The organism is Sulfurimonas marina, assembly GCF_014905095.1.
GTDB lineage: Bacteria > Campylobacterota > Campylobacteria > Campylobacterales > Sulfurimonadaceae > Sulfurimonas > Sulfurimonas marina.
Window position 1 is genome coordinate 1,662,328 of record NZ_CP041165.1, and the last position, 21,482, is coordinate 1,683,809.

19 protein-coding genes are annotated in these 21,482 nt (G+C 38.0%); 5 read left to right on the top strand and 14 right to left on the bottom strand.

The genetic code is table 11. The features are described 5' to 3' along the window. Positions 1 to 90: 90 nt before the first annotated feature. From rho to FJR03_RS08510, 4 genes are all read left to right on the top strand, one after another. Positions 91 to 1,437 (top strand): transcription termination factor Rho, encoded by a 1,347-nt coding sequence (gene rho, locus FJR03_RS08495; RefSeq protein WP_193113087.1) that lies wholly within the window; start codon positions 91 to 93, stop codon positions 1,435 to 1,437. An 11-nt stretch (positions 1,438 to 1,448) separates the two neighbouring features. Next, on the top strand, positions 1,449 to 2,192 hold the full coding sequence (gene murI / locus FJR03_RS08500; RefSeq protein ID WP_193113088.1) for a glutamate racemase: 744 nt from the start codon (positions 1,449 to 1,451) through the stop codon (positions 2,190 to 2,192). Continuing rightward, positions 2,189 to 3,388, top strand: coding sequence for a UDP-N-acetylmuramoyl-L-alanine--D-glutamate ligase (murD, locus tag FJR03_RS08505; protein WP_193113089.1), 1,200 nt, complete (start codon positions 2,189 to 2,191; stop codon positions 3,386 to 3,388). The genes murI and murD overlap by 4 nt, the downstream gene beginning before the upstream one ends. Positions 3,389 to 3,456: 68 nt before the next feature. Then, a complete protein-coding gene (locus tag FJR03_RS08510; RefSeq protein ID WP_193113090.1) occupies positions 3,457 to 5,298 on the top strand; it encodes a DNA polymerase III subunit gamma/tau in 1,842 nt (613 codons plus the stop codon). On the opposite strand, the gene FJR03_RS08515 is transcribed toward FJR03_RS08510, so the two are convergent. The 14 genes from FJR03_RS08515 to yajC are packed head-to-tail and all read right to left on the bottom strand — an operon-like array spanning position 5,299 to position 20,157. After that, positions 5,299 to 5,646: a hypothetical protein gene (locus FJR03_RS08515; protein ID WP_193113091.1), complete on the bottom strand. Its 348-nt coding sequence runs from the start codon at positions 5,644 to 5,646 to the stop codon at positions 5,299 to 5,301. Continuing rightward, positions 5,640 to 6,314: a response regulator transcription factor gene (locus tag FJR03_RS08520; protein WP_193113092.1), complete on the bottom strand. Its 675-nt coding sequence runs from the start codon at positions 6,312 to 6,314 to the stop codon at positions 5,640 to 5,642. The genes FJR03_RS08515 and FJR03_RS08520 overlap by 7 nt, the downstream gene beginning before the upstream one ends. A gap of 9 nt (positions 6,315 to 6,323) precedes the next feature. After that, positions 6,324 to 7,133 (bottom strand): TIGR00282 family metallophosphoesterase, encoded by an 810-nt coding sequence (locus FJR03_RS08525; protein ID WP_193113093.1) that lies wholly within the window; start codon positions 7,131 to 7,133, stop codon positions 6,324 to 6,326. 2 nt (positions 7,134 to 7,135) lie between these two features. After that, on the bottom strand, positions 7,136 to 10,117 hold the full coding sequence (gene mfd, locus FJR03_RS08530) for a transcription-repair coupling factor (protein ID WP_193113094.1): 2,982 nt from the start codon (positions 10,115 to 10,117) through the stop codon (positions 7,136 to 7,138). Further along, entirely contained in the window at positions 10,101 to 10,472 is a 372-nt protein-coding gene (locus FJR03_RS08535; protein ID WP_193113095.1) for a bactofilin family protein, read from the bottom strand. Before FJR03_RS08535 ends, mfd begins: the two co-directional genes overlap by 17 nt. Next, complete coding sequence (locus FJR03_RS08540) at positions 10,388 to 11,329, bottom strand: M23 family metallopeptidase (RefSeq protein WP_193113096.1); 942 nt, start codon at positions 11,327 to 11,329, stop codon at positions 10,388 to 10,390. The genes FJR03_RS08535 and FJR03_RS08540 overlap by 85 nt, the downstream gene beginning before the upstream one ends. Beyond that, positions 11,322 to 12,467 (bottom strand): bifunctional folylpolyglutamate synthase/dihydrofolate synthase, encoded by a 1,146-nt coding sequence (locus tag FJR03_RS08545; RefSeq protein WP_347402100.1) that lies wholly within the window; start codon positions 12,465 to 12,467, stop codon positions 11,322 to 11,324. The genes FJR03_RS08540 and FJR03_RS08545 overlap by 8 nt, the downstream gene beginning before the upstream one ends. After that, on the bottom strand, positions 12,467 to 14,011 hold the full coding sequence (locus FJR03_RS08550) for a GGDEF domain-containing protein (RefSeq protein ID WP_193113097.1): 1,545 nt from the start codon (positions 14,009 to 14,011) through the stop codon (positions 12,467 to 12,469). The genes FJR03_RS08545 and FJR03_RS08550 overlap by 1 nt, the downstream gene beginning before the upstream one ends. 9 nt (positions 14,012 to 14,020) lie before the next feature. Next, the gene (locus FJR03_RS08555; protein ID WP_193113098.1) at positions 14,021 to 14,536 is read right to left on the bottom strand and encodes a hypothetical protein; all 516 of its coding nucleotides are present in this window, start codon (positions 14,534 to 14,536) and stop codon (positions 14,021 to 14,023) included. Between the two features lie 4 nt (positions 14,537 to 14,540). Then, positions 14,541 to 16,994 (bottom strand): leucine--tRNA ligase, encoded by a 2,454-nt coding sequence (gene leuS / locus FJR03_RS08560; protein WP_193113099.1) that lies wholly within the window; start codon positions 16,992 to 16,994, stop codon positions 14,541 to 14,543. A gap of 11 nt (positions 16,995 to 17,005) precedes the next feature. Then, complete coding sequence (locus tag FJR03_RS08565) at positions 17,006 to 17,344, bottom strand: DUF6394 family protein (protein WP_193113100.1); 339 nt, start codon at positions 17,342 to 17,344, stop codon at positions 17,006 to 17,008. A 17-nt stretch (positions 17,345 to 17,361) separates the two neighbouring features. Continuing rightward, positions 17,362 to 18,333, bottom strand: a complete 972-nt coding sequence (gene secF, locus FJR03_RS08570) for a protein translocase subunit SecF (RefSeq protein ID WP_193113101.1) — start codon at positions 18,331 to 18,333, stop codon at positions 17,362 to 17,364. Beyond that, positions 18,333 to 19,901: a protein translocase subunit SecD gene (gene secD / locus FJR03_RS08575; RefSeq protein WP_193113102.1), complete on the bottom strand. Its 1,569-nt coding sequence runs from the start codon at positions 19,899 to 19,901 to the stop codon at positions 18,333 to 18,335. Before secD ends, secF begins: the two co-directional genes overlap by 1 nt. Next, a complete protein-coding gene (gene yajC, locus FJR03_RS08580; RefSeq protein WP_193113103.1) occupies positions 19,891 to 20,157 on the bottom strand; it encodes a preprotein translocase subunit YajC in 267 nt (88 codons plus the stop codon). The genes secD and yajC overlap by 11 nt, the downstream gene beginning before the upstream one ends. 85 nt (positions 20,158 to 20,242) lie before the next feature. Between yajC and FJR03_RS08585 the strand changes: the two genes are divergently transcribed. Continuing rightward, positions 20,243 to 21,466, top strand: a complete 1,224-nt coding sequence (locus FJR03_RS08585) for an apolipoprotein N-acyltransferase (protein WP_193113104.1) — start codon at positions 20,243 to 20,245, stop codon at positions 21,464 to 21,466. Positions 21,467 to 21,482: the final 16 nt, after the last annotated feature.

The window sequence follows — 21,482 nt, forward strand, 5'->3', positions numbered from 1 at the left end:
ATTGTAAAATTACACCATTAAATAAAAGATACGCTTCTTATCTTAAATCTTTCTCACATAACAATCCCAAAAAATCAAGGTAGACTTTTCATGAGCGAAAACACTCAATCACAACCCCGTAAAACAAAAACAAATAACAAAACTAATAATTCAAAAAGAACACATACTCCTGTAAGCGGTTCTAGTGTTGAAGAGTTACGTACTAAAAGTATTGAAGACTTAGTAACACTCGCTACGGAACTTGGTGTTGAACATCCAAATGAACTTAAACGTCAGGATGTTATTTTTGAGATCTTAAAAGCACAAACTGCTCAAGGGGGATATATCCTCTTTAGTGGAATACTCGAGATTATGCAAGATGGATACGGTTTCATCCGTTCTATTGATAAATCTTTTAACGAATCAATCAATGATGCTTACGTATCAAACACACAAATCCGCCGTTTTGCATTAAGAAACGGAGACGTAGTAACTGGTCAGGTTCGTCCTCCAAAAGATCAAGAAAGATACTACGCACTTATTAAAATAGAAGCTGTAAACTCACTTCCACCGGAAGAATCTAAAAAACGTCCACTTTTTGACAACTTAACTCCTCTTTACCCGCAAGAACAATTAAAACTTGAGTACAAAGAAAAAGGTTTTACAGGTCGTATGATGGACCTTTTTGCTCCGATCGGTAAAGGGCAAAGAAGTCTTATCGTTGCACCTCCACGTTCAGGTAAAACGGAACTTTTAAAAGAGATTGCTCACGGTATCACTGCAAACCATGCAGAAGTTGACCTAATGGTACTTCTAGTTGATGAGAGACCTGAAGAGGTAACTGATATGGAGCGTAGCGTTAAAGGTGAAGTATATAGTTCAACTTTCGATATGCCTGCAAAAAACCATGTTAAAGTTGCAGAGATGGTAATCGAAAAAGCTAAACGTCGCGTTGAGCTTGGTCGTGACGTAGTAATACTCCTTGACTCAATCACTCGTCTTGCTCGTGCATACAATACTGTTACACCTTCAAGTGGTAAAGTACTTTCTGGTGGTGTAGACGCAAATGCTTTACATAAACCAAAAAGATTCTTCGGTGCTGCTCGTAACATCGAAAACGGCGGAAGTTTAACGATCGTTGCAACAGCCCTGATTGACACTGGAAGCCGTATGGATGAAGTTATCTTCGAAGAGTTCAAAGGTACTGGTAATAGTGAAGTTGTTCTTGATAGAAAAATTGCAGACAGACGTATCTTCCCAGCAATCGACATCCTTAAATCTGGTACTCGTAAAGATGATCTTCTTATCGGTAAAGATACTTTACAAAAAGTATTTATCCTTCGCCAAATGCTTCATAAACAAGATAATGAGGTTGAAGCTCTTAAATTTATCTACACAACTATGGGTAAAAAAGAGACAAATGCTGAGTTTTTAGAGAGTATGAATACAGATAAGTAAGGACAAAGAGTATGAAAGTTGGTGTATTTGACAGTGGTATTGGTGGACTAACGGTTGTAAAATCGCTGCTTAAACACCAACTTTTTGAAGAGATCGTATACTATGGCGATACGGCTCGTGTCCCTTACGGTTCAAAAGATAAAAACACTATTATCCGCTACGGAATCGAAGCGGTTGAGATGTTCAAAAACTTCGATCTAGATATGATCGTAGTAGCTTGTAATACAGTCAGTGCTTATGCTTTAAACGAGATGAACGAAACAGCATCTTGTCCCGTTATCGGTGTAGTTGAAGCTGGCGTACTAGCTTGTGCAAACATACTTGAAAACAAAGACGCAAATGTTTTAGTTTTAGGAACAAAAGCGACTGTGAACTCAAAAGCATATGAAAACGGCTTAACAAACCTCTCCTATACAAACATCAACTCACTTGCAACACCTCTGTTTGTACCTATCGTTGAAGAGGAACTAAACAACAGCACTATTTTAGCCGAGACAATGAAACACTATTTTAAAGATGTATCATCTCCCGATGCTTTGATCCTCGGCTGTACACACTTTCCACTTATCGCAGAGGAACTGCAAAACCATTTCGGTGAAAATACGAAACTTATCCACTCAGGTGATGCGATCGTAGAATACTTAAATCAAAGATTTGATCTAAGCAAAAAATATCCTGAGCCGACACTCAAATTTTTTGCATCGGAAAATCCTGAAGCACTTAGAAAAATTGCAAATAAATGGCTGGAACTATGAAAAGAGTCTCTCTCTTTGGTTACGGTGTAACCACAAAACCCTTAGGGCTGCAAATAAAAAACTCTATCTTTTATGATGATAATGTAAAAGAACCTTACTTTGATGAGGAGAAACGTCTCATCCGCCCATCAAGCGAATTTAATCCCGACTTTTCTGACTTAGAGATCCCTTCACCGGGAATGCCTCCGCACCATCCGCTCATAAAGAGTGCAAAAAATCTTATCAGCGAATACGACTACTTCAAAGATGTGATGAATCTAAAAATTTGGATCAGCGGAACAAACGGTAAAACAACAACTACACAGATGACACAGCATCTTTTAGAGGACAAAAAAAGTGTAGCTGGCGGAAACATCGGTACACCGCTTGGCTCGCTTGATACAAAAGCTCCGATCTGGATACTTGAAACTAGCTCTTTTACTATGCACTACACAAATGAAGCTACACCAAATATCTACATACTTCTACCTCTTAGCCCTGATCATCTCTCTTGGCACGGAAGCATGCAAGAGTACATAGATGCAAAACTCAAGCCTCTAAAAATGATGAAGAAAGGCTCTACGGCTATTATCCCGGAAGCTTATAAAGAGTACGCAAGTGCGGCAAATATCATCACATATAAAAACGAAGCCGATCTGGCTGAGAAATTCGGCATTGATAAAGAGAGAGTAAACTTCAAAGGGGCATTCTTAATGGATGCTCTTTTGGCGATGGCGGTTGACAAAGTGCTTTTTGATCGTATAGAGTATGACAAGATCAACTCGTTTGTGCTCGATCCACATCGCCAGGAAGAATTTTACGATGCCCATAAACGCCTCTGGGTAAACGATACAAAAGCGACAAACTTAGATGCTACGATTGCAGCTGTAAAACGCTATGAAGATCAGTTTATCCACCTTATTTTAGGCGGTGATGACAAAGGTGTAGATCTTAGTGAACTTTTTGAATTTTTACAGGGGAAAAATCTTAAAGTTTATGCAATCGGTTCAAACAAAGATAAACTTATGACACTTGCACAAAAATACAATATTCCATCGCATAAATGTAGAGATTTGGTAGATGCGGTAAGTGCTATAGATCAAGCACTGCAAAAAGACCAAGTAGCCCTACTTTCCCCTGCTGCAGCAAGTTTAGATGAGTTTCAATCTTATGCTCACCGCGGAAATTTATTTAAAGAAAGCGTCGCTAAACTATAACACTTCAATAATCTTCTTTTAACACTTTAAATGCTAAAATCTCTCTATCTATAAAAGCGGAGAAAAGTGTGAAAGAAACATCTGAAGTATTAGCGAGAAAATATCGTCCAAAGAACTTTGACGAGCTTATCGGGCAAGATACGATTGCCCAAACCCTCTCACTCGCACTCGACTCAAACCGCCTTTCACACGCATACCTTTTCTCAGGTCTAAGAGGAAGCGGTAAAACTTCAACTGCACGTATCTTTGCAAAAGCACTTATCTGTGAGCAGGGAGTTTCTCATCACCCTTGCGGCAACTGTGAAAACTGTACCATGGCTATTGAAAACCGCCATATGGACATCATTGAGATGGATGGGGCTTCAAGCCGTAAGATCGATGATATCCGTGATCTGATCGAGCAGACAAAATACCGCCCTGCCGTAGCGCGTTATAAAATTTTTATTATCGATGAAGTGCATATGCTGACAAAAGAGGCATTTAACGCCCTTCTAAAAACACTTGAAGAGCCACCAGAATATGTAAAATTCATTTTGGCAACAACTGACCCGCTAAAGCTTCCGGCAACTATTTTAAGCCGTACGCAACACTTCCGTTTTAAAAGCATTGCGACAAACAAGATTACAGAACACCTTGTACATATCTTGAACTTAGAAGGTATTGCCTATGAGCACGATGCTTTAGAGATTTTAGCCCGCAGTGGAAGCGGTTCACTTCGTGATACTCTTACACTTCTTGATCAAGCTATCATCTACTCTAAAAGCCATGTAGATATCCCAACAGTTACAGATATGCTCGGCCTTGTTGATCCTCAATTTATCGCACAGCTTTTCAATGCAGTTTTTACGAAAGACTATGCAAAACTTGTAGAGCTTACAAAAGTTCTTGAAGATTATGACAGTGAGATGGTTGTTGATGAGCTGATCGCATACCTAAAAGAGAAGATGTACAATCATGATGCTCTTTTCTCAACACTTGTACTTGACAGATTTTTTAGAATTTTAAGTGAATCAAAGTACCTCTTTAGCATTAATGCAGATGGTTCTTTTGTACTTTCTATGATCTTCTTTAAAATGATCGAAGCGTTAAAAATCCAAGAGATCGATCAGATGATCGAGTCATTTGAAAAAGAGGTTCCAAAAGAGAATATCTCACTTGCAAGCATTAAAATGCAAAGCACTACACCTGAAATGGCTACTCAAGTAGAACAGCCGCAACCGCAAGTACAACAACATATACAAGAGGAACCACAAGCTCCGCAACAAGAAATTCAAGAGCCGCAAACCGTACAAGAAGAGATAGTAGAGGAACCAGCACCTGCTGCCGTGGTAAATCCACATCAAGAACAGTTTGACACACTTGTAGCTGCTATTGCCGATCGCAATTACGAGCTTGGAGAATGTTTTAAAAAGAACATCACCTTTATATCTTACGAGGACAATGTACTTACTTGGGAAAGTTGTGCAAATGAAGAGTGTAAAAAACTTCTCAAGCACGGCTACTCGGTAATCAAACAACTTGTGCGTGAAACGTTTAGTTTTGAAACTCAAATCAAGGGGATAGCCTGTAGCAAACCGGTAGAGGAAGTTAAAGAAGAACCTGCTCCACAGGTTCAAGAAGCTCCTGAACCACAAGAGGCTCCTCGTCAAGAGTTCCAGGCTAATGAAGCACAACAACAAACTATACAAACTCCACCTCCGATGCAAGAGGCTGCATACCAAGAAGCACCGCAAAGCGGTTCAACAACTGCAGATATAGAGATGGGTGGAAGTGCAAGTTGTGTGACAAACTGTGATGAGCCTTCACGCCAAGATGAAGTAAACGGCACGGACATTACGCAAGAGCCGATGGTACAAAAAGCAATAGAACTTTTTGAAGCGAAGAAAGTGACTATTCAGTCGAAGATTTAACTACTTCTTCTTATATAGTCTTTTCACAAGGTTTTTTAAAAGGAGTGAGATTTTTAAGAACTCCAAATTGTGGTGAATCTCAAGATGAGCATCGTAGTTTTTGTCGTTTAACTCTTCGAGATATTTGATAAGTGCATTTATATCTTTATCGAGTTTAAAGACAAACTTTTTAAGTATATAGTAACTCACCACATACAAAATAAAAACAAGTTCAAAGTATGAGAACCAAAAATCTTTCGGCAGCTCTGTATCTACAAGCGTGTATTTTAAAATAAGTCCAATAATAATAAATATAGCACTTACGATAATAAAAAAGTGCATATAGATTCTATTTTTGATACTTAACATAGTTTGTAACCTACTCCGCGAACCGTTTGGATGTAATCTTTTGTTTTATCCGGATCTATCTTCTCTTTAAGTCTATTAATCGCAACATTAACCGTTTTGTACTGATAGTTTTGAGAATCCTGCCATACGTTTTCAAGAAGATAATCTCGATCAAGTACAGAGTTTTTGTTTGTAATAAACTCACATAAAAGATCAAACTCCAGTTTTGTAACCTCAACGTTTTTCCCGTCAACCTTCAACTCTCTAGTACTCTTATCAAGAACCATATCTCTGTATGAGAGTTTCCCTTCCGATACTTTTTTCGATGTACGTTTGAGGATTGATTTTACACGTAAAAGAAGCTCTTTCATATTGAAAGGTTTTGTCAGGTAATCATCCCCTCCGCGTACAAACCCCTCTTCAACATCCTCATCTTTATCTTTTGCACTTAAAAAGATTACAGGCACGTCTATACCGTCATATCGAAGTTCTTCAACAAATTCACTCCCCTCCACTCCAGGAAGGTTTCTATCCATGATCAGAAGATCGATCTCCTCTTCCTCAAGGATTTGTGCAACTGTTTTTGTATTTAAGAAGCCTATCGTCTCATATCCCTCTTTTTGCAGAGTGTATTCTAAGAGTTCTAATAAATCTTCTTCATCTTCAACGATAACAATATTTGCAGACATTACTTTCCTTTATTCTTCGATCCACGCATCTGTTTTGATCACATTGCCATTATCAAAAACTTTCAGTTTGAAAGCCTCTATACACTTTCCGTCATTAAGATCCATAATCGCAATTTGTAAAATCTTTTTACACTTTTTCGGTATATCAAAATGCCCTTTTAAACCTGTTAGAAACTGCTTTAAAGGTTGTTTAGCATCCATTCCTATCACATTGTCACGACATCCTGTCAGACCCATATCCGTCAAATATGCCGTATTGTTTGCGATCTGAAAATCATCACTGCTTACATGTGTATGTGTCCCAATTATACCACTTACTTTGCCTTGAAGCAACATCATCATGGCACGTTTTTCACTTGTAGCTTCGGCATGAAAATCTACAAAGATATTTTTAATACCTTTATCGTGCAGCTCTTCAACTCTTTTTTGTGCACAGCGAAATGCATTATCGACATACGGCATACCATAGTGACCCATAATGTTTAATACTGCAAGTTTCTCTCCACTGACATCATACACTCCACATCCAGTCCCTACAACACCTTCAGGATAGTTATCTGGACGAAGCAGATTATCCTCTTCAAGTAATGGAAGAATATCTTTTTTATCCCAAGTATGGTTTCCGCCCGTCATAACATCTACACCGAAAGAGAATAACTCTCCACAGTTTTTAGTCGTTAGGCCAAACCCGTGAGAAGCATTTTCATAGTTTGCTATAACAAAATCAACACCGTACTCCTCTTTTATTTTCGGCAGGTGTTTTTGAATCATATCACGCCCCGGGCGTCCGATGATATCTCCGATAAATGCTATTTTCATTTTTATAATACCTTTGGTTTATTGTTTCTTAAATAAAAGAGTGTCGCTTTAATTATGTCGTCATCATCTTTAGAATCAGATTTGATCGTTTCTTTAGAATCGTTTAGATATGTAAACGTAATATTTTGCCCGTAATTCATAATAGTTTTTATCTTTTTCTCTAATGCTAAAAGTTTGATAACCATCATCTCTATAAACTGTTTCGTTGGGATATCAAGCTCTCCGAATCTATCTATAAGTTCCTCTTCGATCTCATAGATCTCAACAGCCTCTTCACACTGTGACAGACGTCTGTAGATATCAAGACGAAGACGGTCTTCTTGAACAATATCTTCTGAAAGATACGCAGAGATTGTAAGCTTGATATCCACTTTCATTTTCTTATCGTCAACCGTATTGCTCAGTTCTTTAATAGCATCTTCCAACATTCTAAGATAGAGAGAGTAACCGATATTTTTAATATGTCCGCTTTGTGCATCACCAACCAAGTTTCCGCCCCCACGAATCTCTAAATCGTGGTGAGCCAGTACTGAACCGCTTCCTAGGAATGAGTTAGACTCTAGTGCTAAGAGACGTTTTTTCGCCTCATCTGTAAGCTTCTCTTTGTTCTCTACGATAAAGTAAGCAAACCCTTCAATATGCCCACGCCCTACACGTCCGCGAAGCTGGTGCAGATCTGCTATACCGAAACGATCAGCACCATCAACAATGATCGTATTTACTCTAGGCATATGGATACCACTCTCAATAATTGAAGTGGCGATCATCATATCGTACTCGCCCGCTTCAAACTTCAGTAGTTCCTTTTCGGTCTGAACTGCCGAAATTTTTGAGTGCAACATCAATATACGAAGGTCAGGTAAAATCGCTTTAATCTCACCCATCTTGATCGGCATATGATCAATCGAGTTATGAACGTAAAACACCTGTCCACCACGGCGAAGCTCACGAAGTATTACCTCTTTGATCAGCTTCTCGTCATACTCTTTAACAAAGGTACGGACACCCTGACGCTCACTCGGAGGCGTTAAGAGCTGAGACATAGTTTTGATCGAACTCAGCGCCTGATTAAGCGATCTTGGAATTGGAGTTGCAGACATAGAGAGCATATGCACATTATGGTACAGCTCTTTAATCTTCTCTTTTTGTTTTACACCGAACTTGTGTTCCTCATCTACAATTACCACACCTAGGCTTTTAAACTCTAAACCAAAAAGTGCATGTGTACCCACTACACAGTCAAGGTCACCGCTTGCAAGCGCTTTGATGATGTTGTTTTTATCTTTTGTAGATACAAAACGGTCAAGCTTTGCATAACGGATTCCAAGATCATGAAAACGTTCATCCAAACTTCTAAAGTGCTGTGAAGAAAGTAGTGTAGTCGGAACAATAAAAGCCGATTGATATCCTGACTTATACGCAGCATAGATAGTATTGAGTGCGACTTCCGTTTTCCCAAAACCTACATCCCCGCTTAAAAGTCTATCCATGATTTTTCCGCTTGACATCTGTGAGATAATCTCATTGATTGACTGCGTTTGATCATCTGTATATTCAAATCCGCTGAGTGCTTGAAACTCTTTTAAGGTTTTTTGATCTATTGAGATTTTCGGTGCTTTAATAAGGGCACGAGCTGCAGCAATATTTACAATCTGACCTGCAATCTCTAAAAGACGTTTACGAACTTTCTCTTTGAGTTTTCCGAAACTTCCTTTACCAAGACGATCGAGTACCGGAACACCCCCACCGCTTGCAATGTAGCGGTCAATGTAATCCAAGTTCTCAACAGGTAAAAGGATCTTGTCATCACCCACATACTTGATTACGACAAAATCTTTTACACCGCCAAGTATTTCTGCTTGTTCGATCTTCTCAAAGATACCTACACCGTACTCTTCATGAACTACATAATCACCCGCTTTTAGGTCATCAAGTAAAATAGAGCTTTTACGGCGACGGCGCTTTTTATCAGGTTTGTTTAGAGATATTACCACCTCATCAGGTGTAATTACATTTAATATATAAGGCGCTTCAACAATATTTATGTTTGTTGTATCGTAAATCCCTGCTTGTTTGATCGTTGCTTTGTTTGCCGCGATAATAGTGATCTTTTTCTCTTTATGAACTTTTAGCAGTTGTGTCACATCGGCAACTACAAGTTCTTTTATATCATCGTTTTCTTCTAAGAGCTCAAGCTCAAAACATGCTCTGGAGATAGTCGGATTGTTAATACCGTAAGCATCTTTAAGCAGGTCATCTAAGTTACGTGAGAGTTTCACTTTTTTATTTTCTAAAAAGTTCTCAGCCATCTCATCAAGATGCCAAAAACCAAGTGAAGCTATATCACGAGAGAGCGCATCATACTCGCTGTTTTCAATCTTCTCGTTTAGCTCATTGAACTTTTGTTCATCAAGGGCAAAAAAGGCACTGCTAACCTCTATAGAATCTAACTCCTCCCCTGTAGTTCTCTGAGTATCAAGATCAAACTCTTTTATCTGTTCAATTTCGACATCAAAAAGAGAAATTCTGATAGGATTGCTTGTAGAGGGGATGAATATATCGAGAATATCTCCACGGTGAGAGATCTCCCCTTCAACCTGCACCATATCTACAAAGGTATAGCCCCAATGCAGCATCGTCTCTTTAAATGAATTCAGATCTATTTCACCGCCGAACTCAAGTTTTAAAGAGTCTAAATACTCTGCTTTAGGAAGTTCAAATAGTAAAGTTTTAAGCGGAGAGATAACAAGAGGCTTTTTTTTCGCACCGTAATAGAGTCGCAGCTTATTTAAAAGCTCTTGGAGCTCCTCTTTGTAAGAACGCAGATCATCACCACGTGCGGCACGAAAATCCGGGAAGACTAACACATCTTGATTAAAGAACTTTGCTACACTCTCTAACTCATGTGATTCTTTGAGGTCTTCACAGACTAAAACTTCTAAATCACCCTTAGAAGTTTTAAAATAGTTATATAGTTGCGTCATTTTTTATGATCGAGTTTCCTTCAAAAATTCCCTTAGCTTCAATCACTAATTCACTTGACTTGATCTCACCGCTTACATGTCCTGCAGCTTTAATCTCAACTCTTTGTGCATCAATAGTGCCTTCAACAAATCCTTGAACAACAAGTCTTTCGGTAACTATTTCACCTTTTATGTGACCGTTTTTCCCAACATTTACTTCTTTTGTTGAGTTTATATTACCTTCTAAAATACCATCTATATATAGATTGCAAGAGAGTTCTAACTCCCCTTTTATTTTTGCGCCAGTTGTGATGATGGTTGTGTTAGAATCGGTTGATATGTTATCCGGGACGTCGCTGTTATTAAAGATTGCCATGGAACTTTTTTCTCCTTATCAAAAATTTCGTTGTAGTTTTGTTGTGTCCATTTAATAAAATAGTATGGATTTAAAACCCTGTGTATAAAACGAATCTCATAATGTAAATGGGGACCGTTACTCATACCTGAGTTGCCAGTATAGCCGATTAATTGCCCTTTTTTTACAAATTGACCGGATTTTATCACAATTTTATTTAAATGTCCGAAGTAAGACTTAAATCCATACACATGTTCAAGAATAATAAGCCTTCCATAGCCACTGCTTTTATGCATACCTGCCCACTCTACAACTCCATCAGCAGTTGCATAAATTGCTGTATTCATTGGTGCTTTTAGGTCAGTTCCCCTGTGAAACTCTTTTCTGTTTAAAGTTGGATGGATTCTATAGCCATACTTACTTGTAATCCCTTTATATTCAATCGGTGAACCGCTAGGGAGAAGATTTAACAGTGTTAAGCGTTGTGAAGAGCTAAGTTTTGCCAAACTTACCCTCTCTTCTAAACTCTCTTCATTAATAGGTTTAAGCCCTATCATCTGCTCAATCTCTGTAAGTGAATCAGAGAGCTCTTCTAACTCCTGCTTTTTTACATGTAAAGACTTTTGTGTCTCTTGCATACTCGATAAAAGTTCAGAGTTTTGCACCTCTAACTCTTTATATGCCTTTTCAATTCCATCTTTTTTCATCTGCATCGAGTCAACTGCACTGTTTAGATATAAGATTGTAGCTACTGCAATCATCGCCAATGTCAGTAAAAAAATCGCTGCATAATAGAGCGCTTTTTTTACAAATTTATGAAGATTAAATTGTCGTACACCGTTATCGTCATGAATCGTTATAGTAAAATGTTTATTCACGATACACCTTTAAAAATGCCTCCACTACGCTAAATGAACCAAATACAAGATATGAACGTTCACTCTCGAGTGTTTCAAATTTTTTATATGGGATTGTAAAAGTTTCTAAGACAGCTTCTATTTTTTCTTTTTCTTCAATTCTTTGATCATCAACATCAATGAGCAATACCTCTTGAATTATCGGTTTTAAAATCTCTAAAATATTTCTGTAATCTTTATCTTTGTAGCTATTATACACTAAAGTATATTTTGAACCTTTTAAACTTTTTGCAATAGATTCTGCAGCTAAAGCATTATGCCCCACGTCAACCAAAATATTATCTGCTAAGCGTGTGAGTCTTCCAAAAAGCTTTCCGTTTTTAAAGTGATTTACATTGTACTCGATTCCAAGCTCTTTTAACGCAGCGATACTTAAAGAGAGATTATCAACCAAGTAGCTTGCTAAGTTATTCTCTTTGGCAAAGGAGTCGATCTTCTCTTTATCTTCTGAGGTTATATAATCTTCAACTTTTTTCACTTCAAAGCAGTTCTCACATGCGAGCTTCCTTGCGACATCATACACCTCAGTATGTTTCTGTTTAGCCAAAATAGCTTTCGTTTGTACCGCTTTTAATTTAGTTGTAGCGATAGAGTTTATTGTATTTCCCAAAAAAGCTTCATGATCTTTATCGATCGGAGTTACAAGGGTTAAAATATTTGGAAATACTGATGTTGCATCATGCTCACCGCCAAGACCCGCTTCAAGCACCAGATATTCACAATCTGATGCAGCTAAAAGAGCAAGGAACGTTGTGTATTCGAAATAGCTCAGAGTATCTATAAACTCTTTATCTAGAAGCTTTTGGAGCTTTATATGCAGTGAATCTAAATACTCGTCACTTATATCTTGTCCCTCAATCCAAATACGCTCGTTAAACTTTAAAATATGGGGCGATGTATAATGGAGAACTTTTTTACCGCTTTTATGTAAAGCCGTAGCTAAAAAACGCCCCGTTGTCCCTTTTCCGTTAGTTCCGATTAAATGGATAATTTTAGGGATTTTTACCTGCTCTTTTATAGACTTGTAGGCACGTGGCATACGCGTATAGTCTATCTCTGTATAATATAGCGGTTTTGATTCTAAAAACTGTTGTAACACTATTGTTTTGACTCCACTCTGTCTCTTCCGTTTTTCTTAGCAAGATATAAAAGTTTATCTGCATCGTTTATCGTATCTTTTAAAGAGACATAATCTTTTCTCTCTGCAGCACCCGCACTCACAGTTACTTCAATACGCTCACCCTTGTACATAAACTTCGATCTTGCGACATGTTCACGTACCTTGTTGGCAAAGATCACACTACCTTCTAGATCTGTATCGCCTAAAATAGCCATAAACTCTTCACCGCCGTAACGCCCAATGATATCTACGTTTCTGCACTCTTTTTTCAGTATCTTTCCAAAGGCTCCCAGCACTGCATCACCCGCTTCATGCCCAAAGTTATCATTAACCTGCTTAAAGTGGTCAAGGTCAAACATAACAATGCTAAAGTTTCTCATATACCTTTTAAACTCACCCTCTTTAAGCTCCAAGAACTCATCTAAAGCTCTTTTGTTATAGAGTTTTGTTAAAAAATCCTCTTTCGATTCTTTTTTTACGTTTTCAAGCTCGTCTTCAAGCTCTTTGATCTTTTGGCTCATCTCCAAAACACTTCTATTGTGTGATTTGAGTTCACTACTGAGTGTAGCGGTATTTTTCTCCAAAGCCACAGCGATCGTAAAAAGTTTTTTATGTGCCAATGTAAAGTTAGTGATTGTTTTTTCGTTGTAAGACTCTAACTCTTTTTTAATTGTCTGGATCTCATTATTTGAGTTGTCCGATTTTTCAATCATATCGATTAAACGGATAGAGAGTTTATCTAAAACCCCGTCAATAGATTCGATCATCTCTTTAACACTCTCTTTATCCAGAGCAATTCTAAGAGCAATTGCAGATTTAATCTCAGAAGCGATATCACTATTTTCCAAAAGTGCAGGATTGGAGATAATTCTATTGCTAAGCCCTGCTATCGTGTCGTTTACACTTGATGCGATGGAAGGTACAAATGACGCTACAAGAAGTTTGGAGATTTTTTCAAAATCAACGTCACTATTTTGAACACTCGCATCAAGCTCCCTTAAACTCTCTATTGACTTTCTAAGATCAGTGGTATCAAGTTCTCCGAGATATTTGAGTTTTTGTAAAAAAGTATCGTCATAAGTAGTGATAAAATTCACCCAACGTTGTCTGTAGTTATCAAGTTGTTCAGGCTTTGGAGCATTTTCCATCATATCGATAGTTTTATGTGCGAGCTCACTTGCTTCTTTATTATGTAAAACCTCAATAACTTGTAAAATTCTTTTACTCAGGTGAGTTTGCGCTTCTAAAGTGTCTGCACATAATGTTTTGTTTGTTCTGTTTATCTTAGAGATTAAAAACCTTACAAACTCATTCATAGTATTAAGACGGTAGTTTTGAAGATCTTTTTGCAGCTCTTTATTGAGCATCTCTTTGTATCTTGCAAGATGGGCACAATCTTCAATACTCATATTTGCTTTTTTCGCTTCTTTACAAAAAGCCTCAGTGTAATGATCGGGAGTTAAAAGTTTCCCTTCATCTTTCAAACGTTTGATCGTATTGTTTATGATCGTTTGTATTGTCATCACTTCTCCCTATTTTTTAAGAGATCCCTCTGCGGAAACTTTTGCGATAAAGCCTGTAATAGCTTTAGAAGCACTCAATTTAATAGCGTTAAATCTTTCTTGATCGGTAATGATAGCATTTGGTTCTACACTAAAATCGTATGTACCGTAAGATGTATATTTTTTTCTTTCGTTTTGTGTCTCTCTCGTAATAAAGAGTTTTACCTTTGCACGGTAAGCAATAACATAACCGTCACTGTTGTACTGTACCGGAGTATATGTAGGTGCAGACATTCTAATAGTTAAATGTGAATCGGCATACTTTCTGTCAACTAAAGATGCATGAAATACTGACACAACGGCAGCATCTACTGCATCTTTAATAACCACAGTATTTTCGGGATCAACCATTGAGATCTCTACACTTGTGGAGATTTTTTCACCCGTCACACTACGGGAAAATTTTGAGCTAGGTTTGTATCCACAACTATTTAAGCCCAGAACAAATAGTGACAATATACTTAAATAGAGCAAATACTTTTTCAAACACTTAGCCTTTAATTACAATATTTACCAGCTTATTAGGTACTACGATCTCTTTTACGATCTCTTTACCTTCTAGCCATTTAGCAACAACCTCTTTTGCGGCTAAGAGCATATCTTCTTTGCTTGCATCTTTTGCCACTTCGATCTCTCCACGGTTTTTACCGTTTACAGATACACCGAGTGTAATGCTGTCTTCAACAAATACCTCTTCAAGTACTGTTTGTACGTTTAGGTTATTCAGGTTAAAGAACTTCTCTGAAATCTCCCAACTAGTGTGAGGAATTACAGGCTCTAAAATAGATGTAAAGATCCAGTAAGCTTCCGTCCAAACATCAGAATTTTCTTGTGCATTTAAAGCATTCATAGCTTCCATAACACCTGCGATCATAGTGTTAAAAGTGTATCTTTCGTTATAAACTTCTTCCGAACGTTTTAATGCCTCGTACACTTTTTTACGTGCGAATTTTTCCTCTTTAGAAAGGCTCGCATGATCGATTGACGGGATAGTATCAGTTGCTACTACGTTTGTTGATCTCTCGTAAAAACGTTTAATAAATCTAAACGCACCCTCTACCCCGCTGTCGTTCCACTCTAACTCTTGAGTCGGCGGTGCTGCAAAAAGGATGAAAAGTCTTGCAGTATCAGCTCCATATTTTGCGATCAGCTCATCTGGATCTACCGTGTTACCTTTAGATTTTGACATTTTTGCACCATCTTTAAGCACCATCCCTTGAGTAAGTAGTCTGTCAAACGGTTCATCAAACTCTAAGTATCCTAAATCACGGAAAACTTTCGTAAAAAATCTTGCATATAAAAGGTGTAAAATTGCGTGTTCGATACCACCGATGTAATGATCAACTCCCATCCAGTACTTGATCTGATCTGCCGAGAATGCTTCTTTTTCCCAGTTTAACTCAGATGCACAGAAACGTAAGAAATACCAGCTAGACTCAACGAAAGTATCCATTGTATCTGTTTCACGAACTGCATCTTTTCCACATTTTGGACATTTACAATGTTTCCACGTCGGATGCTTCTCTAGTGGGTTACCCTCACCCGTGATCTCAACATCTTCAGGAAGTGCAACAGGAAGGTTAGCTTTATCTTCCATCACCAAACCACAATCGTCACAGTGAATGAATGGAATAGGTGCACCCCAGTATCTCTGACGTGAAACACCCCAGTCTTTTAACTTGTAATTTGTTGTCTTTTTACCGATATTTTTTGCTTCAAAATGCTCAATGATTTTTGCCTGAGACTCTTTTGAATTCAACCCGTCAAACTCTGCAGAGTTAAAAAGTTCACCAACTTCAGTGTAAGCTTTTTTATCTAACTCTAACTCGCCTTCAAAAGGTTTAATAACAGCATTAATCTCTAAGCCGTATTTTGTAGCAAACTCATAGTCACGATCATCGTGAGCTGGTACTGCCATAACCGCACCTGAACCATAATCCATTAAAACAAAGTTTGCGATCCATACAGGAATTTTCTTTCCAGTTAGAGGATGTACAACGTTTAGATCAAGTGAAAGACCAGCTTTCTCTTTTTGTCTGTCTATGTTTGAAGCATTGATCATCTCTTCGATCGCAGCAATTTTCTCATCGCTTAAAAGTTTGTTCTCGATCATATATGAAACAATTTTATGCTCAGGTGCCAGTGCCGTATAGCTTACACCGTAAATAGTATCAGGTCTTGTAGTAAAAACATCAAAGCTCTCAAATTCACCGTTTAACTTAGCTTTTGATTCATCATCAAAGAATAGATCAAACGCAAGTCCGTTAGATTTTCCTATCCAGTTCTCCTGCATTGTAAGAACTTGTTTCGGCCAGCCACCCTCAAGCTTTTTAAGATCAGCTAAAAGTTCATCAGCGTATGCCGTGATCTTAAAATAGTACTGATTCATATCTTTTTTTACGATCGGTGTGTCACATCTCCAACAACATCCATCAACTACCTGCTCGTTTGCAAGAACAGTTTGATCGTGAGGACACCAGTTTAGCATCCCTTTTTCACGGTAAAGAAGACCTTTTTCATACATATCGATAATGAACGCTTGCTCAAACTTCGTATAAAGTTCATCTGAAGTTGCAAGTTCACGTTTTTTAGAAAATGAAAAACCGAGTGAATAAAACTCATTTTTCATGTAATCGATATTGTCGTATGTCCAAGTTTTAGGGTTTGCATTATTTTTGATAGCTGCATTTTCAGCAGGCATACCAAAACTGTCAAATCCGATTGGGTGAAGAACGTTTTTCCCTTGCTGTCTGTGATAACGTGCAAAAGCATCACTAATAGAGTAGTTTCTTACATGTCCCATATGTAAACGTCCACTTGGGAACGGGAACATTGAAAGGATATATTTTTTCTCTTTTGTGAAATCTTCACTCGGCTCGAAACTATCGTTCTCTCTCCAATAGTTTTGCCATTTTTGCTCAATACTTTTAGCGTTGTATTCCAATTAAAATTCTCCTAATATTCTTCGTGTGTTTTGGAACTCTCAATATACACAAGTCCCATAGAAAATACGTTTGCGATAAGTGCACCGATTGCAAGTGCAATAGCCCACGTGTCATCACCGACAATTACTAAAAAGATAAACGCCGGTATAAGGTGTAAATCAGCTACTAATGAAGATGCAAGAAGCTCTGCAGAAAGTAGGTTTCTCACTCCGATTTTTAAAATTGTTGAAACAAGGTTTAAACTTGCCGCAATAAACAGTGAAACTGCAGTGTTCTCATATAAAAACCCCGCAATTGACGTTAAACTCATTAACGAAAAAAATACGTATACTACTTTACCCCAATCCATCTATAGTCTCCTTTTTTTTACATCACACCAGATTCGAATTGCTCGCGCATTCTGTTTTTCTCAGCTTCTCTTTTTGCTTTTTGTGCCAACTTCTCATGATAGTTTTGAACGCTAAAGCCAAACCACATCAATACCGGAGAAGCAACAAAGATAGATGAGTATGTACCTACAATTATACCTACTAATAAGGTAAATGCAAATGGGTGAATAATCTCACCGCCAAATAAGAATAGAGTCAGTACAACAAAGAAAGTCGTAAGTGACGTTAGTGTCGTACGTGCCAATGTTCTTGTAACAGACTCATTGATAATCTCAGCAAGTACTGTTTTCTTACTTGTTTCAATCCCTTCACGGATACGGTCAAAGACGATAATTGTGTCGTTAAGCGAGTATCCAAGAAGTGTAAGCAATGCTGCTAAAACATCAAGGTTTACATCAATTCCAGAAAGGCTTACTGCTCCAAGAGCGATTGAAACGTCATGAATCAATGCGAAGATAGAAGCAACCGCAAAACGCCATTCAAATCTAAATGCTACATAGATTAAGATCCCGGCAATAGCAAGTAGCATCGCCATGATCCCTTTTTCTCTAAGTTCATTACCAACTTTAGGGCCAACGATATCTACACGGCGTACTTCATAGTTTCCAGTCCCTTTTAGAGCCTCACGAGTAAGATCACCGATATCTGTCGTCACACTTCCTGTTGTAGTTTTCAGACGGATTACAACCTCATCAGGTGAACCAAATTCAGTGATAGAAGCGTTTGCAAACACTTCGTTGCCTTCAAGCTTTTTACGCATCTCGTCAATCGGTGCAGTTGTGTCGTATTTTACTTGAACAATTGTACCGCCGGCAAAATCAACACCGTAGTTTAAACCTTTTGTAGCAAGTAATGCATACGAAGCTAAAATCAATACGATCGAGATAACTGCAGCAAATTTTGATTTGCCCATAAAGTTAAATGGTCTTGTATATTTAAAAAATTCCATTATTGCCCCTTAATCCCAAACCAAAACTTATAGTTTTTGCTTTTCATCATTTTACTCTCTAACATCTGATAGATTCCATGTGTACCCAAAATAGCAGTTAGCATAGAAGCTAAAATACCGATACTCATAGTGATCGCAAAACCTTTAATAGCACCCGTTCCGTATGCATACAGAACTACCGAAGCGATAAGCGTCGTGATGTTTGCATCTAAGATGGCACTCATAGCATTTGCATAACCGTCTTCAATAGCTTTGTGCATAGATTTACCCTCACGGATAAGTTCACGGATACGCTCAGAGATAATAACATTGGCATCAACCGCCATACCGACAGTTAAAACAATACCCGCCATACCTGGAAGTGTCAATGTCGCACCAAATAGACTCATTACCGCTAAAAGTAAAAAGAGGTTTGCAATAAGTGCAATGTTTGCAATAACGCCTGCCGCACGGTAGTAGATCACCATAAAGATAATTACTAAAACAAAACCGCCGATAAGTGCGATCAATGAAGCTTTAATAGAATCAGCTCCAAGGCTTGGTCCAACTGAACGTTTCTCCATTAGATAAATTGGGGCAAGTAATGCACCACTTCTTAGAGCGATTGCTAAGTCTTTTGCTTCAAGAACCGTATAGTTTCCTGAAATCTGTCCAGAACCGCCACCGATTCTCTCATTGATATTTGGAGCTGAGTACACTTTTCCATCAAGTACGATTGCAAGACGCTTCCCTACGCTTTTACCTGTAAAGTCACCAAAGATCTCTGCACCCTCAGCATTAAGCTTAAAGTTGATTACAGGACGATTGTTTTGGTCAAACCCTACATTCGCGTTTGTCAGCATTCCACCATCAAGGATAGGGATCTCACGAACGAGATATTTAACTTCCGGATTTTTTGCATCTTCTAAGATCACATCACCGTAAGCAGCCGCATCACTAGCGCTCATATTGTAAACACGAGCAGCTCTGTCCTCATCAACAGCCATAAGTTCAAGCTTTGCAGCACGAGAGATAAGTTCACGAGCACGTTGCTCTTCCTCTTGTGTTTTAATCCCTGCAAGTTCAACTAAGATCTTCTCTTCACCCTGTTTTGCAACAACCGGTTCAGATAAACCAAACTGATCAAGTCTGTTTCTGATAGTCTCAATAGCTTGATCGATAGCCAGTTTTTTTGTCTTTTCGATCTCTTCAGGAGATAGGCTTACTGAAATAATCTGGTTATTTAAAGATACTACTGCACCATCTATCTCTTTAAGATACTCTTGAACCTTTGCGATCTCATCACTATCTAAAACTTCAAATTTTATAGTACCCTCATCAAAAGTAAGTCCATCAATTAAAATGTCGTTACGTTCAGAGAAATGTTTAATACTTGCTGTTATAGATTTTATACGAGATTTTGTAGCTTCTTCTGTTTTAACGCCAAGAAGCATATGAAGACCACCTTGAAGATCAAGACCTAGTGTAATTTTTTTACCACCTTCAGTTTGAAGCAGTGACGGGATAGAAAAAACTACCCCGAAAGTGATTGCTAAAGCGAAGATTACGATACGATAATTAAGCTTCATCCTCATACTTCTTTGCAATAGAGTCTTTTGTGATTTTCACCACTGTGTCTTTATTCATCTCAACACTAAAAAAGTTTTCTTCAACTTTGTGAACAACTACGATAAAACCACCGTTAGTGATAACTTTATCACCTTTTTTCAATGACTCGATCATCTCTTTTTTAGCTTTCACTTCTTTTTGCTGTGGACGAATAATCACAAAGTACATAATTGCGATTAGAAATACAAACGGTAATAATTGAGAGATTAATTCCATACCTTAAACTTCCTTATTTAAATAAAATTGAGAGATTATACAAAAACAATACTAATATCTTAGTAAAATTGTGTAAAATTTCACTATGAACAAAATAACAAAAAGAACAAAAGATATTTTATTTGGTTTAGTGAGTGCTCTTTTTTTCAGTACATTTATCTACTTAAGCGATTTTGGACTGGAAAATAAACTTTTAAACACCTTCCTTGGTTTAGTTGCGATAGGGAGTGTTTTATATATTCCTAAACGCTCCGTCTTGGTTGCCGGCTTTACTATAGGGATACTCTGGTTTTACTGGATCGGGTACAGTTTCGAGTACCAGGGTGTAGGTTTTATGACTCCGATCGTTACTTTGGGATTTGGAGTGCTTTACCTGCTGCTCTTTTTACCTATGTACTTTACAACCAACCCTTTCATACGCGCAGCGCTTCTCTTTGGTCTTAGTTTTCTCGAACCGTTTGACTGGAACTGGTTTAAACCAGAACTCCTTTTTATAGACAGCTTTATAGGCGTATATAAATACCAGTTTGGTTTTGTTTTACTCGCCCTGGCTTCTACACTTTATGCATACAAACATTACCCTAAATACAAATACTACCCTTTAGTATTATTGGTATTTGCTATAAATTTCGGTTACCCGCCGCAAAAGAATATCCCCCTGAGCATTAAACTGGTACAAACAGATGTAAAACAAGAGGATAAATGGCAACAAAAAAATCTTTACCCTACCGTGGAGATGATATTTAAAGAGATTACTCAGGCAAAATATGAGGGGTATGAAGTTGTAGTGCTTCCGGAATCTGTATTTCCCTTATTTATGAATAAAAGCCCAAAACTCCTCTCAGAGCTCAAAAAAATATCATATGATATTACCATCATAGCGGGGGCACTTTTAGTTGAAGAGGGAAAACATTACAATGTAACCTATATGTTTAAAGAGGGTGAATATCAGGTAGCTAAAAAGATTGTCCTTGTACCTTTTGGGGAGTATATTCCACTCCCCTCTTTTATGAAAGAGTTTGTAAACGACACATTTTTCCAAGGGGCAAGCGACTTTGTAACAGCTGAGCAACCGACCGACTTTACAATCAACAAAACTAAGATAAGAAATGCGATCTGTTACGAAGCCACATGCGATGCCCTTTACCAGGGGGAATTCGACTTTATGGTAGCGATAAGTAACAATGCCTGGTTCGCACCCTCAATTGAACCGACACTCCAACGCCTACTTATGAAGTACTATGCACGCAAATACGGCGTTACGATTTACCACTCTGCCAACTATAAAGGGAGCGGTGTAATAAAATAGAAATGTAAGTTAAGAT

Bases quoted from the DNA above. Each gene is read 5' to 3' on its own strand.
- FJR03_RS08535 (WP_193113095.1), bottom strand. From the start codon at position 10,472: ATGGCAATCTTTAATAACAGCGACGTCCCGGATAACATATCAACCGAT.
- FJR03_RS08550 (WP_193113097.1), bottom strand. From the start codon at position 14,011: ATGACAATACAAACGATCATAAACAATACGATCAAACGTTTGAAAGAT.
- rho (WP_193113087.1), top strand. From the start codon at position 91: ATGAGCGAAAACACTCAATCACAACCCCGTAAAACAAAAACAAATAAC.
- FJR03_RS08585 (WP_193113104.1), top strand. From the start codon at position 20,243: ATGAACAAAATAACAAAAAGAACAAAAGATATTTTATTTGGTTTAGTG.
- FJR03_RS08520 (WP_193113092.1), bottom strand. From the start codon at position 6,314: ATGTCTGCAAATATTGTTATCGTTGAAGATGAAGAAGATTTATTAGAA.
- secF (WP_193113101.1), bottom strand. From the start codon at position 18,333: ATGGAATTTTTTAAATATACAAGACCATTTAACTTTATGGGCAAATCA.
- FJR03_RS08515 (WP_193113091.1), bottom strand. From the start codon at position 5,646: ATGTTAAGTATCAAAAATAGAATCTATATGCACTTTTTTATTATCGTA.
- yajC (WP_193113103.1), bottom strand. From the start codon at position 20,157: ATGGAATTAATCTCTCAATTATTACCGTTTGTATTTCTAATCGCAATT.
- FJR03_RS08525 (WP_193113093.1), bottom strand. From the start codon at position 7,133: ATGAAAATAGCATTTATCGGAGATATCATCGGACGCCCGGGGCGTGAT.
- FJR03_RS08565 (WP_193113100.1), bottom strand. From the start codon at position 17,344: ATGGATTGGGGTAAAGTAGTATACGTATTTTTTTCGTTAATGAGTTTA.
- secD (WP_193113102.1), bottom strand. From the start codon at position 19,901: ATGAAGCTTAATTATCGTATCGTAATCTTCGCTTTAGCAATCACTTTC.
- murD (WP_193113089.1), top strand. From the start codon at position 2,189: ATGAAAAGAGTCTCTCTCTTTGGTTACGGTGTAACCACAAAACCCTTA.
- murI (WP_193113088.1), top strand. From the start codon at position 1,449: ATGAAAGTTGGTGTATTTGACAGTGGTATTGGTGGACTAACGGTTGTA.
- mfd (WP_193113094.1), bottom strand. From the start codon at position 10,117: ATGACGCAACTATATAACTATTTTAAAACTTCTAAGGGTGATTTAGAA.